Origin of the sequence: Vibrio sp. SSH13-20, from assembly GCF_040104475.1 — a bacterium.
GTDB lineage: Bacteria > Pseudomonadota > Gammaproteobacteria > Enterobacterales > Vibrionaceae > Vibrio > Vibrio harveyi.
Genome location: NZ_JBECOU010000003.1, coordinates 622,874 through 636,567, shown reverse-complemented (window position 1 = coordinate 636,567; position 13,694 = coordinate 622,874). Strand labels below are relative to the sequence as shown.

At 45.2% G+C, this 13,694-nt stretch carries 12 protein-coding genes; 8 read left to right on the top strand and 4 right to left on the bottom strand.

What is annotated here, in order from left to right; translation table 11 throughout:
* Nucleotides 1–89: 89 nt before the first annotated feature.
* Nucleotides 90–1,637, bottom strand: coding sequence for an alanine/glycine:cation symporter family protein (locus ABMY42_RS11720; RefSeq protein ID WP_005447683.1), 1,548 nt, complete (start codon nucleotides 1,635–1,637; stop codon nucleotides 90–92).
* A gap of 307 nt (nucleotides 1,638–1,944) precedes the next feature.
* On the bottom strand, nucleotides 1,945–3,201 hold the full coding sequence (locus tag ABMY42_RS11715; RefSeq protein ID WP_349266320.1) for a D-amino acid dehydrogenase: 1,257 nt from the start codon (nucleotides 3,199–3,201) through the stop codon (nucleotides 1,945–1,947).
* 104 nt (nucleotides 3,202–3,305) lie between these two features.
* Between ABMY42_RS11715 and ABMY42_RS11710 the strand changes: the two genes are divergently transcribed.
* Nucleotides 3,306–4,202, top strand: coding sequence for a LysR substrate-binding domain-containing protein (locus tag ABMY42_RS11710; protein ID WP_009697682.1), 897 nt, complete (start codon nucleotides 3,306–3,308; stop codon nucleotides 4,200–4,202).
* A 129-nt stretch (nucleotides 4,203–4,331) separates the two neighbouring features.
* Here the strand turns inward: ABMY42_RS11710 and ABMY42_RS11705 are convergent, their stop codons facing one another.
* Nucleotides 4,332–5,981 (bottom strand): mechanosensitive ion channel family protein, encoded by a 1,650-nt coding sequence (locus ABMY42_RS11705; protein WP_349266319.1) that lies wholly within the window; start codon nucleotides 5,979–5,981, stop codon nucleotides 4,332–4,334.
* Nucleotides 5,982–6,182: 201 nt separating this feature from the next.
* Between ABMY42_RS11705 and ABMY42_RS11700 the strand changes: the two genes are divergently transcribed.
* From ABMY42_RS11700 to sufE, 7 genes are all read left to right on the top strand, one after another.
* Nucleotides 6,183–7,451, top strand: a complete 1,269-nt coding sequence (locus ABMY42_RS11700; RefSeq protein ID WP_009700544.1) for an O-acetylhomoserine aminocarboxypropyltransferase/cysteine synthase — start codon at nucleotides 6,183–6,185, stop codon at nucleotides 7,449–7,451.
* A 228-nt stretch (nucleotides 7,452–7,679) separates the two neighbouring features.
* Entirely contained in the window at nucleotides 7,680–8,051 is a 372-nt protein-coding gene (gene sufA, locus ABMY42_RS11695) for a Fe-S cluster assembly scaffold SufA (RefSeq protein WP_005447677.1), read from the top strand.
* 48 nt (nucleotides 8,052–8,099) lie between these two features.
* Nucleotides 8,100–9,575, top strand: a complete 1,476-nt coding sequence (gene sufB, locus ABMY42_RS11690) for a Fe-S cluster assembly protein SufB (protein ID WP_009699791.1) — start codon at nucleotides 8,100–8,102, stop codon at nucleotides 9,573–9,575.
* A 6-nt stretch (nucleotides 9,576–9,581) separates the two neighbouring features.
* Entirely contained in the window at nucleotides 9,582–10,328 is a 747-nt protein-coding gene (gene sufC / locus ABMY42_RS11685; protein WP_053050086.1) for a Fe-S cluster assembly ATPase SufC, read from the top strand.
* Nucleotides 10,303–11,583 carry a Fe-S cluster assembly protein SufD gene (gene sufD / locus ABMY42_RS11680; RefSeq protein ID WP_009697687.1) on the top strand — a complete coding sequence of 427 codons (1,281 nt, stop codon included), beginning with the start codon at nucleotides 10,303–10,305 and terminating at the stop codon, nucleotides 11,581–11,583. The genes sufC and sufD overlap by 26 nt, the downstream gene beginning before the upstream one ends.
* The gene (gene sufS / locus ABMY42_RS11675) at nucleotides 11,580–12,803 is read left to right on the top strand and encodes a cysteine desulfurase SufS (RefSeq protein WP_349266318.1); all 1,224 of its coding nucleotides are present in this window, start codon (nucleotides 11,580–11,582) and stop codon (nucleotides 12,801–12,803) included. The genes sufD and sufS overlap by 4 nt, the downstream gene beginning before the upstream one ends.
* 13 nt (nucleotides 12,804–12,816) lie before the next feature.
* On the top strand, nucleotides 12,817–13,224 hold the full coding sequence (sufE, locus tag ABMY42_RS11670; protein ID WP_005447670.1) for a cysteine desulfuration protein SufE: 408 nt from the start codon (nucleotides 12,817–12,819) through the stop codon (nucleotides 13,222–13,224).
* 19 nt (nucleotides 13,225–13,243) lie between these two features.
* Here the strand turns inward: sufE and ABMY42_RS11665 are convergent, their stop codons facing one another.
* Nucleotides 13,244–13,630 (bottom strand): hypothetical protein, encoded by a 387-nt coding sequence (locus tag ABMY42_RS11665; protein ID WP_226982055.1) that lies wholly within the window; start codon nucleotides 13,628–13,630, stop codon nucleotides 13,244–13,246.
* Nucleotides 13,631–13,694: the final 64 nt, after the last annotated feature.

Genomic DNA, 13,694 nt, shown 5'->3' with positions numbered 1-13,694 from the left:
ACTGGCTAACCCTTTTTTAATGTCCTTTTCGGACCACTGCTTTTTCTTATATACCCGCCAACCTGCTGGGGGAGGAGGTTAATGAGGCATTAGGTAGATGGTTGTTCTACTGTTTCTGCCGTGTCACTATCCGCTGTAGGCGCCTTGCCTGTTTTACGTTTGTACTTTTCTTCCCAGTAGTCAGCACCTTTGATACCAAGCGCAACAGGGTTGAATGTGTACTCTGTAACCCCACGTTTTTGCTGCTCTTCATAATCAGCTAGAGCTTTTAGTGCTGGCTTAGACATGAAGAAGATGATCAGAATGCCGACAATATTTAGCCATGCCATTAGACCTACGCCTACGTCACCCATTGCCCACGCAAGGTTAGCTGTTTTAACCGTACCGTAGAATACCGCTGAGATCAGAATGACCTTCAAGATAAACATCAGACCGTTTACTTTTACTGTGCGACGGATGTAAGCGATGTTGGTTTCTGCGATGTAGTAGTACGCCAAAATCGTTGTAAAGGCGAAGAAAAACAGAGCAATCGCGATGAATGGTTTACCCACACCCGGAAGGGCACTTTCAATCGCCATTTGCGTAAATACAGGACCATTTGCACCGATATCTGCTGGAAGGTTCTGTACTAAGAACGCACCTTCGACTGCACCGTGTACGTTGTACGCACCCGTGATAAGAATCATAAATGCGGTTGCTGAACACACTAGCAGTGTATCGATGTAGATAGAGAATGATTGAACCAGACCTTGCTGTGCTGGGTGATCAACACTTGCTGCTGCTGCAGCGTGAGGACCAGTACCTTGACCTGCTTCGTTAGAGTAAACACCACGTTTTACACCCCAACCAATCGCAGCACCAATACCCGCCATTGGTGTGAATGCATCACCAATGATCATGCCAACAATACGTGGAATTTCACCGATGTTAAGTAGGATGATAACGAATGCTGTGATGATGTACGCCAGAGCCATGAACGGAACTACGATTTGAGTGAAGTTCGCGATTCGTTTCACACCACCAAAGATAATGAAAGCAAGAATGACACAGACAACCGTACCAGTGAAAATTTTAGCGAAACTGAAGGTACCAATAGCGGTTTCAATCATGTCACCTGAGCCAAATGCTGCTTCTACTGCGTTACCAATACTGTTCGATTGAACGCCAGGAAGCAGAACACCACATGCAAAGATGGTTGCGATAGCGAAGATCCAAGCGTACCACTTTTGACCCATTGCTTTTTCGATGTAATAAGCTGGACCACCGCGGAATTCACCTTCGTCTTCTTCTTTATAAATCTGTGCGAGTGTTGATTCTGCGTATGCGGTTGCTGCGCCAAAGAAGGCGACAACCCACATCCAGAAAACAGCACCTGGACCACCGAAACCGATAGCGGCTGCAACACCTGCAATGTTACCTGTACCTACACGGCCAGATAGTGAAACGGCCAAAGCCTGAAATGATGAAATCCCCTTGGTTGAACTCTTACCAGAAAGTAGCAAGCGCCACATTTCAAAGAAGTGACGAATCTGCACAAAGCGCGTCATGATCGAGTAGAACAAACCAGCGCCAAGGCACAAATAAATCAGTACCGGACTCCAGATAATTCCATTCAGAAAATCAACTAATGACTGCATGAGTATTTTCCCTGTTTGTTATGGTTGTGGTTGTTTTTCGTACAACACATTACCCTTTTTTGTAATGTAATTGTTAACCTTTTTGACTAGAAATCCTTTGTAGCGTGATGGTGAACACAGAATGGTTAAATATTGTTAAAAATTGGTTCTTGTTATGTTTGTGTGTGGTTTTTATTGGAAATGACAATGAATTGATTGAATATGCAGCATATTGTCATGAAAATGTGCTGCGAGATATGGAAGTCATATCTTCTGAATGCTATTCAACATGTGGAGTAATGTTCTATTTGAAATGGTTTGCAGGTGTTTAGGCGTAACGGCTTAGGCTCAATTCTGAGTGATTTGTTACTTTGCTTTCTGCACCGATCATAATGTCGGCAAGGAGTTGTCCTGACCCACAAGCCATGGTCCAACCTAGCGTTCCATGTCCGGTATTCGTGAATAAATTGTCGTAAGGGGTCGCACCAATGATGGGTGTACCATCGGGCGTCATGGGGCGAAATCCTGTCCAAAATTCGGCTTGAGTGAAATCGGCACTTTGCGGAAATAAATCTCGAATCACCATTTCAATCGTATTCTTGCGCTTTTGCGGTAATGAAGGATCAAAGCCCGCAAGTTCAGCGGTCCCTGCGACCCGGATGCGATCGTCAAAGCGTGTCATTGCCACTTTATAGGTCTCATCCATGACGGTAGATCGCGGTGCAAATTGTTCACATTCAATCGGAACCGTCAGTGAATACCCTTTGACGGGATAGATCGGAATATCAATCTCAAGCTGCTTGAGTAACGCCGTTGAGTAACTGCCCGAAGCAAGTACAAACTGGTCTGCTTTAAATAAACCACGATCCGTTTGGACACCCATGACCTTTTTGCCTACGGTAACCCAATTACTTACCTCTGTATTGAATTCAAACCTGACACCATAAGCTTTCGCCAGCTTAGTTAACTGCTGACAAAACTGGAAACAATCTCCGGTTTCATCATCGGGTAGGCACAACCCACCGACCAGTTTTTCTTTTACTAACGCTAACCCAGGCTCTTGTTTGATGCAGTGCTCGACGTTCATTAGCTGAAAACGTGTACCGCTTTGTTCTAACAACTTAAGGTCTTTTTCTATGGCGTCTAACTGCTGTTGAGATCGAAATACTTGTAACGTTCCGAGTTGGCGACCTTGGTATTCAATCGCATGATCACGTCTTAGCTGCTCTAAACAAGTGCGGCTGTGATTGGCGATGGATAGCATTCGTGCTTTGTTGATCTGATAGCGAGATAAGGTGCAATTAGACACCATTTTCGTAGCCCAGCGGATAAGCTCTGGGCTGAGAGAAGGTTTTATTTTGAGTGGGGCATGCTCTTCGGTTAGCCATCTCACGGCTTTGAGTGGAATGCCTGGGGCTGCCCATGGTGAGGAGTAGCCGTAAGAGATTTGTCCTGCATTGGCGAAGCTGGTTTCCATCGCACTGCTTGGTTGGCGATCGATCACGGTGACCTGATAACCTGCTTGAGCTAGATACCAAGCTGAGGTCAAACCGATAACACCACTACCTAATACGATGACTTCCATTGATGTGCTCCACACATTTTCGATGTGCGCAGTTTGTCTTCTTTACCTTTTGTTAACAATCGATATAAATTACATCCAGCGTTTAGAAAAACTATAGGCTCAGGATGAAAAGTAGTGTCGTAAGTGGATTGTGGTTATTTAGCCAAGTAGCGGAACACAACAGTTTTACTAGTGCAGCAAAGGCATTGCACTTGACGACAGGCGCAATTAGCCAGCAAATTATCCAATTGGAAGAGCAACTAGGCTTTACTTTGTTTGAACGCCATTCGCGAGGAATTAGGCTGACACCTAAAGGTTTGCAGTTATCTCAGACTTCGCAATTTCACTTCTCTGAACTTAGGAAAGCACTTGAAGAGCTACAGATTGAAAAGCCCCACAATGAAATTCGCCTCAAACTGACACCTTCTTTTGCATTTAAATGGCTGGTTCCTAGGCTTGAAAGCTTCCACCTAAATAACCCCGACCTGCAAGTACAGATTTTTGCAGAGGGAGCGCTTGTGAATAGTGAGTTGAAGGATTACGACGTTGCAATTGACTATGGTCCGCACCCGTATCGAGACAAAAACGCGAAGCGGATTCTTGATGAGCAACTTCTTCCAGTGATGAGTGTCAAATACCTTGAGGATCATGGGTGGCTAAAAACACCTAAAACGACACCAGAGCAATGGCGAGATGCGACGTTATTGCACGATGCTATGCCATGGGATAAAGCGCCGCGTGACTATGAGTGGCTCTATTGGGCATCAAGTATGGGGCTAGATTTTAAAACGGATTCTGGGCATTTTTTTAATCGAACGGATATGGCGATGTCCGCAGCTGAAGCCGGCGTTGGTATTGCGATGGCACGTATGGCACTGGTGGAGGATGAACTTAAAAATGGTCGTTTGGTTTCACCATTTGAACCCGTTGATGCCAACGCAGGGTACTACTTGATCATTAACACGAAAAGCGAACCAACCGAACGATTTAAAAAGTGGCTTTTACAACAAGTCCGGTTGTAACTACCGAGAGTTATGTTTGGTTCATGTGTTTAAGAAGCCACAATGAGTGAACACAGAAGATTAACAATGCGGAGTTATAACCTCAGATAAACCGCCTCTTACGAGGCGGTTTTTTTATGCATTTAAGCTTTATGCGTTTTGAGGTACGGCTTGAACCGGCGTGGGTGCCGTGGTCAGTTGTACAGAATCTGCTGTGAGATACGTGGTAGTGGAAGGGAAAGCAAATTGAGCTCCTTCTGCCGTAATGATCTTATCAATCAGCATCAGAAGTTCTTGTTGCAGGTTAAGGAAGGTTTCCCTATTTGTGGTGTTTAAATGAGCGAGAACCTCAATATCCAGACTGTACGCATTGAAGGCACTAAAGTGAACTCGAAGGGGAGAATCTAAAGCATCTGGATGTTCTTGGAGTAATGCCGTGATTTTCTCTGTAATGAGCTGTAATTGCGCCATGCTCGTCTCATAGCGCAACCCGATAGTCGCTTTGAAAGGATAACGGTCACGGCGGCTATAGTTGATAATCTCTCGCTTGATAAGGTCACCATTAGCAATCGTGATTTGCGTTCTGTCTTTTGCTCTGATGCGTGTTGAGCGCACTCCTATTTGTTCTATGACTCCTGACTGGCTGCCAATTTGGCAGTAATCTCCAACTGACAAGGATTTATCTAAGAACAAGATAACCCCACCGATTAAGTTCTCCATAGTTGGACGGATAGCGAGCGCGATTGCCATCCCCCCTAAACTCAACCCCGTCACGATGCCGTAAACGGGAACGCCCAAGCGATTCAAACCATAACCAAGGCAAGCAATAGCGGCCATCGAACCCAGCAAAGTACCGATAATTTGTGTCAGGCTTTGGCGCAGTGTGGTGTTAGTGCGTTGTTTACTCATTAGTAGGCGACACGTTTTGTAAATCAACAGATAAGCGACTTGGCTGAGCAATAGCCAACAAATGAGCTCTATGACGATATTGAGTGTCGACATTAGTACGCCAGTTAAATTGAGTTGGTAGTCTGCGAGATAAAGAAAACCGCTTAGTGTGAGTACGGCAAGTATCGCTTTTGAAATTGGCGACTGGATATGGTTGTAGAGTAAAGCAAGCACAGAGATGGTCGCAGAAAGAGACAACGCCAGCCCTAACCATTGCCAGATTGCTTGGTCGCCATATTCCAGCATAAATACGCTAGGTAATGCTTCTACGAGGTGAAACCATGTTGGCGGAATAAGTCTTCCCGCGCTTAGCGAGTAATATTGATAGTAATCTAAGCTAGCTCCGGAATGAGAGGGTAAGTGTTTAACCAGCAAATAATCACTGTACAAGCCGTGCACGGTTTGCTCGGAAAAACGATACTGACCATCAGGTTGCTTGATCAACTCTAACCCCGTATCTGGAATTTGCCAGCGGGTTAGGGTGTTGTTATCGGGAATGAGAGATAAGTCTGTAGGTGGAGCTCGGTCGAGTATTTCCTTCATCAACATGACAGATTCAATAGCGACTCGAGTTTGGCTAGATTCTGGGACTTTAGACAGATCGAAGGCTTGCGTTGCTTTATCGAACAACGCGTAAATACGTTGTCGGTTTTGCTCTGTATTTTGAGCTGGATCTTCAATGATTTCGGTTAGTTGCTGATTGGCTTGTGACACCAAAGTATCAAAGCTTGTGAGTGCTTTTCTAGGGCTAGAGAGATCGGGAGGTGCGAGGGGGAAAGTCTCATTTGCCTGAGTGAAGAAAGCGAAAAGCACCAAACACCCAACGATCATCCATGATGTGATTGTTTTCATAACATTATCCTAGCCTTATGATTATTGGATAAGTTTAGTCAATGATTTTCATATGCGGAAAAAGCTAACGTTGTTATTCCTCTCTTTTGGACCATCTGAACAGAAATAATCCACTCCCCTGTGACTTGAGCTGCTTTTCTTTGTTGAAAAAATCGGCAATATAAAAGAATAACCATTCACTCAATAGTTCAGGGAAGATGCATGAAAGACGAAACACTCTCGATCCATTTTGGCTACGAAACCGACCCAACAACCAAATCAGTAGCGACACCGATTTACCAGACGGTAGCGTATGAGTTTGATAATGCGCAACATGGTGCGGATTTATTCAACCTTGAAGTTCCGGGCAATATTTACACTCGTATTATGAACCCAACCAATGACGTGTTGGAAAAACGCATGGCAGCGTTGGAAGGGGGGATTGCTGGTTTGGTTGTGAGTGCAGGTAGTGCGGCAATTAACTACGCTATTCTCACGCTCGCGCAAGCTGGCGATAACATCGTTTCTACTCCTCAATTATATGGTGGTACTTACACCTTGTTTGCGCATATGTTGCCAAGCCAAGGTATTGAAGTGCGTTTTGCCAAGGACGATAAGCCTGAAAGTCTTGCTGAGCTTATCGATGAGAATACCAAAGCGGTTTACTGTGAAAGCATCGGTAATCCGGCAGGGAACATCATAGACCTAGAACGTGTTGCCGAACTGGCTCATGCGCAGGGCGTGCCTGTGATTGTAGACAATACGGTCGCAACTCCTGTGCTATGCAAGCCAATCGAATTTGGTGCCGATATCGTGGTTCATTCGCTCACTAAGTATGTTGGTGGGCATGGTACGACGCTGGGTGGCATCATCATTGATTCTGGGAAGTTCCCGTGGGCACAGCATAAAGATCGCTTCCCAGTATTTAATCAGCCTGAGCCTTCCTACCACGGCGTGGTTTACACCGAAGCATTTGGTGAGGCGGCTTTTATTGGTCGTGCTCGTACCGTTCCTTTGCGTAATACTGGTTCTGCTTTGTCACCAATGAATGCCTTTATGCTGATGCAGGGGTTGGAAACGCTGTCGCTGCGTATGGAGCGTCATACCGAAAATGCGCTGAAAGTCGCGGAATACTTAAGCCAGCACGAGAAAGTGAGTTGGGTAAGCTATGCGGGTTTACCTACTTCGGAATTCTATCCATTGGCAGAAAAATACATGCAAGGTAAACCATCAGCGATATTGTCGTTTGGCTTGAAAGATGGTTATGAAGCTGGTGTGCGCTTTTACGATGCATTGAAGATCTTTAAGCGTTTAGTGAACATTGGTGACGCAAAATCGCTTGCATGCCATCCGGCGTCGACTACGCACCGTCAATTGAGTGAAGCGGAGCAAAAGCAAGCGGGTGTATCCCCAGAGATGATTCGCTTGTCCGTCGGTATTGAACACATTGATGACATCTTGGTAGACCTTGAACAAGCCCTTAATGCTTAATTATTGAATTAAAAGTGAAAAGCAGCTCTTTGATAGGGCTGCTTTTTGAAGACACCGTCGATATTCAACTTTCATTTCAGACCCTATTTCTTTTTCAAATCCCATTTCGTTTTCTATTCCAAATTGTGACCGAGCAGCATGCCTTAATCCCATAAATTCATTATGGTTGAATGGATAAATGATAATAACTATCATTCTCAGTGTTTGTTTTTAAATAGGTGAATAGTCATGTCGGGACTCAACTCAGTAGACAGCTTCGATCCAAGCAGCAGTTGGCAAGGGCTAACTCTGACCGATAAAGCTGCCAATCAAATTAACAAGCTGCTCGAAAAAGACGAATCTCTATGTGGCTTGCGACTCACAATTAAGCCTTCAGGTTGTGCGGGCTACGCGTATGTACTGTCCACCGTGGATGAAGTCATCGCTGACGATCTTGTATATGAGCATCTCGGCGCCAAGTTATTTGTGCCCCTTGATGCCATGCCTTATCTCGATGGAACAGAAGTGGACTTCATTTCACAAGGGTTGAACCAGATGTTCCAGTACAACAACCCTAAAGTACAAAGTGCTTGTGGTTGTGGTGAAAGTTTTAATGTGTAAAAGCGAGCACTGCTCTAGGGCAGTGGCTGGTTTTAAATGGTACCGACAATGACACAAAGTGGTATTGAGATCCAAGAAGATGTTCAAGCTTGGGTTGATGATGATAGTTACAAACAAGGGTTCTACAGCAATATTGCGACAGACCAGTTAGCAAAAGGCATCAATGAAGATGTTGTACGTGCGATTTCTGCCAAAAGAAACGAACCTGAATGGATGCTGGAGTTCCGACTTCGGGCGTTTCGAATTTGGCAAACCATGGAGGAACCGCATTGGTTAAAAGCGCACTACGATCCGCTTAACTATCAAGATTATAGCTATTATTCCGCGCCATCTTGTGGTCAGTGCGATGATACTTGTGCTGGCGATGAAGCATCGCAAGACCCGGAGTTTTTGACTAAAGAAGTCGAACAAGCTTTTGACCTGCTGGGTGTGCCAGTTCGTGAGGGAAGCGAAGTCGCTGTTGATGCAATCTTTGACTCCGTATCGGTCAAAACCACGTACAGTGAAAAATTGGCAGAGAAAGGCATCATTTTTTGCTCATTCAGCGAAGCGATTCACAAGTACCCTGAGTTAGTACAAGAGTACCTAGGGACAGTCGTCCCGCCAGAAGATAACTTCTTTGCAGCGCTAAATGCTGCCGTTGCGTCGGATGGCACCTTCGTTTACATCCCCAAAGGTGTTGAGTGTCCTATGGAGCTCTCGACCTATTTCCGGATCAATGCTGCAAAAACAGGTCAATTTGAACGTACGATTTTGATTGCTGATGAGGGCAGCTATGTCAGCTATATCGAAGGATGTTCGGCACCATCGCATGATAATTACCAGCTGCATGCTGCGGTGGTAGAAGTGATCGTCCTCAAAGATGCTTACGTGAAGTATTCGACCGTACAAAACTGGTTCTCAGGCAAAGATACCAACGGCGGTATCCTCAACTTTGTGACCAAGCGAGCGCTGTGTAAAGGCAGTGGTTCAAAGATGTCTTGGACTCAATCCGAAACGGGATCTGCCATTACATGGAAGTACCCAAGCGTCATTCTCCAAGGGGATAACTCGATCGGTGAGTTTTATTCCATCGCGTTAACGTCGGGTAAGCAGTTGGCTGACACTGGCACTAAGATGATCCATATCGGTAAAAATACCAAGTCCACCATCATCTCAAAAGGCGTCTCCGCTGGGCACAGTGAAAACAGCTACCGCGGATTAGTGAAGATCTTACCGAGCGCTGAAAATGCGCGAAATTTCACTCAATGTGACTCGATGCTCATCGGTCCAGATTGTGGGGCGCATACCTTCCCTTACGTTGAAGTAAAAAACAACTCCGCTCAGGTCGAGCATGAAGCAACCACAACCAAAATTGGTGAAGACCAACTGTTTTACTGTTCACAACGAGGCATTGCTGAAGAGGATGCGATCTCAATGATTGTGAACGGTTTTTGTAAGGATGTGTTTTCCGAATTACCGCTGGAGTTTGCCGTAGAAGCACAAAAATTATTGGCAATCAGCTTAGAACACAGCGTTGGATAATGAAAAATGTTAACAATTAACAACTTAAAAGCCCAAATTGAAGAACAAGAAATTCTAAAAGGAGTCAATCTTCAGATTAACCCTGGAGAAATTCACGCCATCATGGGACCAAACGGTTCCGGTAAAAGCACGCTGGCAAGCACGCTCGCGGGACGTGAAGACTACGAAATTATCGATGGATCTGTCGATTTCAACGGCAAGGATTTATTGGAATTAGATCCTGATGAACGAGCAGGTGAAGGCGTGTTCTTGGCATTCCAATACCCTGTCGAAATTCCGGGAGTGAGTAACCATCTCTTCTTACAAGCATCAGTGAATGCGGTGCGAAAATACCGTGAACTTCCGGAATTGGAACGCTTTGAACTTGCGGATTTAATTGAGGAGAAAATTGAGCTTCTCAATATGCCGAAAGACTTACTTTCTCGCTCGGTAAACGTCGGCTTTTCTGGCGGAGAAAAGAAGCGTAATGACATCTTGCAAATGGCGGTACTTGACCCACAACTTTGCATTTTGGACGAGACCGATTCTGGATTAGATATTGATGCACTTAAAGAAGTTGCTAATGGCGTAAATAGCCTAAAAGACGGCAAGCGTTCTTTCATCATTGTGACCCATTACCAACGCATTCTTGATTACATCAAACCTGACTTTGTGCACGTGCTGTATCAAGGAAAAATCATCAAATCGGGTGATTTCTCTATGGTGGCTGAGTTAGAGGAGAAGGGCTATGGTTGGCTCACCGGAGAGGAGTAATTGTCTATTGCCATTCAGTGACTATTTAAAGCCTCGTCTGACTGCGTTAGATGAGGTTGCCAAATACCATTGGCAAGCCGCATTAGCACAAGGATTACCGACTCGTCAGCATGAAGATTGGAAATACACCTCGCTTGAAGGCTTCGATGCCATTGATTTTTCCAGCCAGCGTGAGACTGATGTATCGATGGCTTTCGTTCAGGCTCACAAGCTTGATATGGATGCAGAAAGGTTAGTATTTGTGAACGGTCAGTTCCAACCTAATTTGAGTGATATTGATGGCGAGGCATTTCGACTTTCTTTACTTAATGGTGATGCAAAACAAGCGTTGCCTGCCGCGATTGCACCAGAAATCTTTTTGCATCTCACGGAAGCGTTTTCCGATACGACTTTGTTGATTGAGGTGGATGCCAAACATACCGTAGCCAAGCCTATTTACTTGATGCAAATTGAGTCTCGACCTCAAGGTGGTATGGCACATCATCGCGTACACCTAAAAGTCGGACAAAGTAGCGAAGTTAAAATTGTTGAGCACCTTCTTTCTGCTTGTCATGGCAACCGTGTGGCAGCAAGTTATTCCGGTTCGCGACTTACGATGGAGGTTTCGGACAACGCTGAGCTTACCCATTACAAGCTCTGCTTGGGTTCTGTGGAACATTACCATTTTGCTCACAATGATCTTTTCGTTGGACGAGATGCAAATGTATCAAGCCAGACTTTTTTGCTCTCTGGTCAATTGACGCGCCACCACACCAGCTGCCAGTTAAATGGCGAAAATACAGAGATTGAAATCAACAGCCTAGCGCTACCTAGCCATCAGCAAACGTACGACACGCGTACTTACCTTGAACACAACAAAGGGCATTGCACGAGTCAGCAACTGCACAAAATTATTGCCAGTCAGCAAGGCAAAGCAGTATTTAACGGCATGATCAAAGTCGCCCCAAACGCGCTCAAAACTGACGGACAAATGGACAATCACAACTTGTTGCTAAGTAAAGCGTGTGAGGTCAACAGTAAGCCTCAACTGGAGATCTATGCGGACGACGTGAAGTGCAGTCACGGTACTACCACAGGAGCATTGAGCAAAGAGCAGGTGTTTTATTTGCAGGCTCGCGGATTGCCAAAGCACCAAGCTGAACAATTGATCACCCTTGCCTTTGCCGCGGAAGTCGCAGAGGCGATTGATATTGACGTTATTCGTACGCTGGTTTTACAGCATATAGAGTCCAAGCTAGCAGAGGTAAATGCATGAGCTCTTCCATAACAGCGCAACGAGCACACTTTCCAACCTTACATCAGGAAGTGAACAACAAGTCTTTGGTTTACTTAGACAGCGCAGCAAGTGCACATAAACCATCGGTCGTGATTGAACGAGTCGACACCTTTTATCGACATGAAAACGCAGCGGTTCATCGTGGAATCCATCATTTGAGTGCTCATGCGACAGACTTGATGGAACAAGCGCGTGATAAGGTTCAGCAATTCCTTAATGCCAAGCAGCGTGAAGAGGTGGTTTTTGTTCATGGAACCACGCATGGCATTAACCTTGTTGCGAATGCTTATGCGAAAGCGCAGTTGACGGAAGGCGATGAGATCATCGTGTCTGAGATGGAGCATCACGCCAATATCGTGCCTTGGCAAATGCTAGAACAAGACATTGGGATCAAAGTGGTGGTGTGGCCGCTAGAGCTTGATGGAAGCTTGAGTTTGGATACGCTGAAAACGCTGATGACTGGTCGTACTCGCTTATTAGCGGTCACCCACGTCTCTAATGTGCTTGGTACCATTAATTCGGTCAAAAATATCATCGAGTTGGCTCATCAGAATGGCACCCGAGTGCTGGTAGATGGGGCACAAGCAGTGATGCACCAAGCGGTCGATGTACAAGAAATTGACTGCGACTTCTATGTCTTTTCAGGGCATAAGCTCTATGGTCCGACAGGGGTAGGGGTGTTATACGCGAAGAAAGAGCTGCTTGATATTATGCCTCCGTGGGAAGGTGGCGGCGCGATGATAAAAGAGGTCGATCTTTACCAAGGAACCACTTATAACGACGCGCCATGGCGTTTTGAAGCTGGCACTCCTAATGTTGCAGGCATTATCGGTTTGGGGTGTGCGATTGATTATGTGCTCGATCTTGGGTTTGAAGCGATTGGTCGCTATGAACAAGCATTGGTTGACTACCTCTACGATCAATTAAAGACGGTGCCAGATATTGTCATTTATGGTCCTCAAGAGCGCTGCGGCGTAGTGTCATTCAACCTTGCACAAGTGCATGCCTTTGATGTGGGTAGCTTTTTAGATAAGTACGGTGTTGCGATTCGAACGGGGCATCATTGCGCTCAACCTCTGATGAAATACTACCAAGTACCTGCGATGTGTCGTGCATCGGTTGCTTTATATAATAATCAACAAGATATTGATGTTTTGGTTTCTAGCCTAAAACGTATCCATACCTTGTTAGTCGGATAGGAAAGAGAAAGTAGTGGACCAAAAACAATTAATTAAAAACTTCAATCGATGTATTGATTGGGAAGACAAGTACTTATACATCATTTCGCTTGGCGAGAAGTTTGCTCGTTTACCGGAAGCGTTACAGACTGAACAGACGGCCATTTACGGCTGTCAAAGCCAAGTATGGATTCAGGTACAAGTAGAACAAGGAAAAGTGCAATTGTTGGGTAGCAGCGACGCGGCTTTAGTGAAAGGGCTTGTCGCTGTGGTGTGCTTGTTATTGCAAGATAAAACACCGAAGCAGTTGTTGGAGACTAACATTAAAAGCATTTTTGCTGAGTTAGGTTTACAGCAACAATTAACTCCGGCCAGAAACCAAGGCATTGAAGCTATGGTTAAGAGTATTTTTAAGCAAGTTCAAGCGCTAGAGATGGCGTGATTTCCGCAGAGCTTCTGTGTTAGGTAATGGACGAGCGTTTGGCAAAGTCAGTGCGAAGGATCTTGGCTTTGTCCATCACGTCATAGCCTTTGTAGAGTTGACAAGTGAGATTGAGTGAATCAAGCGCGTAGACTTTGCATTGGGAGCGGCAGCAAAGCTCGTTATTGGTGTCATTCAATTCAGCCATCATTCTGGTGTAGAGCTTTTTTAGGCAAAGTAGATAACTCATATCATCACCGCTATCACGAGCAGTCAGGGCAACGTCGAGACTCGCATGATAATACTCTGATAACCGTTTTTCAGACGGACCATGACGATTAAGATTCATCTCTGCAAGAAAGAACTCTGAAGTGGCCGTTTGTAATCTATCCTTATAGTCGTCAATCTCTGAAGTTAACCATGTCATCACGCAATCCATAAAACACCTTCCATCTGTTACTTGATCTTAATGATAATTATTATCATTTATA

What these genes read in the sequence shown, in the direction of transcription:
- ABMY42_RS11720 (WP_005447683.1), bottom strand. Translation starts at nt 1,637, where the DNA reads ATGCAGTCATTAGTTGATTTTCTGAATGGAATTATCTGGAGTCCGGTA.
- ABMY42_RS11715 (WP_349266320.1), bottom strand. Translation starts at nt 3,201, where the DNA reads ATGGAAGTCATCGTATTAGGTAGTGGTGTTATCGGTTTGACCTCAGCT.
- ABMY42_RS11710 (WP_009697682.1), top strand. Translation starts at nt 3,306, where the DNA reads ATGAAAAGTAGTGTCGTAAGTGGATTGTGGTTATTTAGCCAAGTAGCG.
- ABMY42_RS11705 (WP_349266319.1), bottom strand. Translation starts at nt 5,981, where the DNA reads ATGAAAACAATCACATCATGGATGATCGTTGGGTGTTTGGTGCTTTTC.
- ABMY42_RS11700 (WP_009700544.1), top strand. Translation starts at nt 6,183, where the DNA reads ATGAAAGACGAAACACTCTCGATCCATTTTGGCTACGAAACCGACCCA.
- sufA (WP_005447677.1), top strand. Translation starts at nt 7,680, where the DNA reads ATGTCGGGACTCAACTCAGTAGACAGCTTCGATCCAAGCAGCAGTTGG.
- sufB (WP_009699791.1), top strand. Translation starts at nt 8,100, where the DNA reads ATGACACAAAGTGGTATTGAGATCCAAGAAGATGTTCAAGCTTGGGTT.
- sufC (WP_053050086.1), top strand. Translation starts at nt 9,582, where the DNA reads ATGTTAACAATTAACAACTTAAAAGCCCAAATTGAAGAACAAGAAATT.
- sufD (WP_009697687.1), top strand. Translation starts at nt 10,303, where the DNA reads ATGGTTGGCTCACCGGAGAGGAGTAATTGTCTATTGCCATTCAGTGAC.
- sufS (WP_349266318.1), top strand. Translation starts at nt 11,580, where the DNA reads ATGAGCTCTTCCATAACAGCGCAACGAGCACACTTTCCAACCTTACAT.
- ABMY42_RS11665 (WP_226982055.1), bottom strand. Translation starts at nt 13,630, where the DNA reads ATGACATGGTTAACTTCAGAGATTGACGACTATAAGGATAGATTACAA.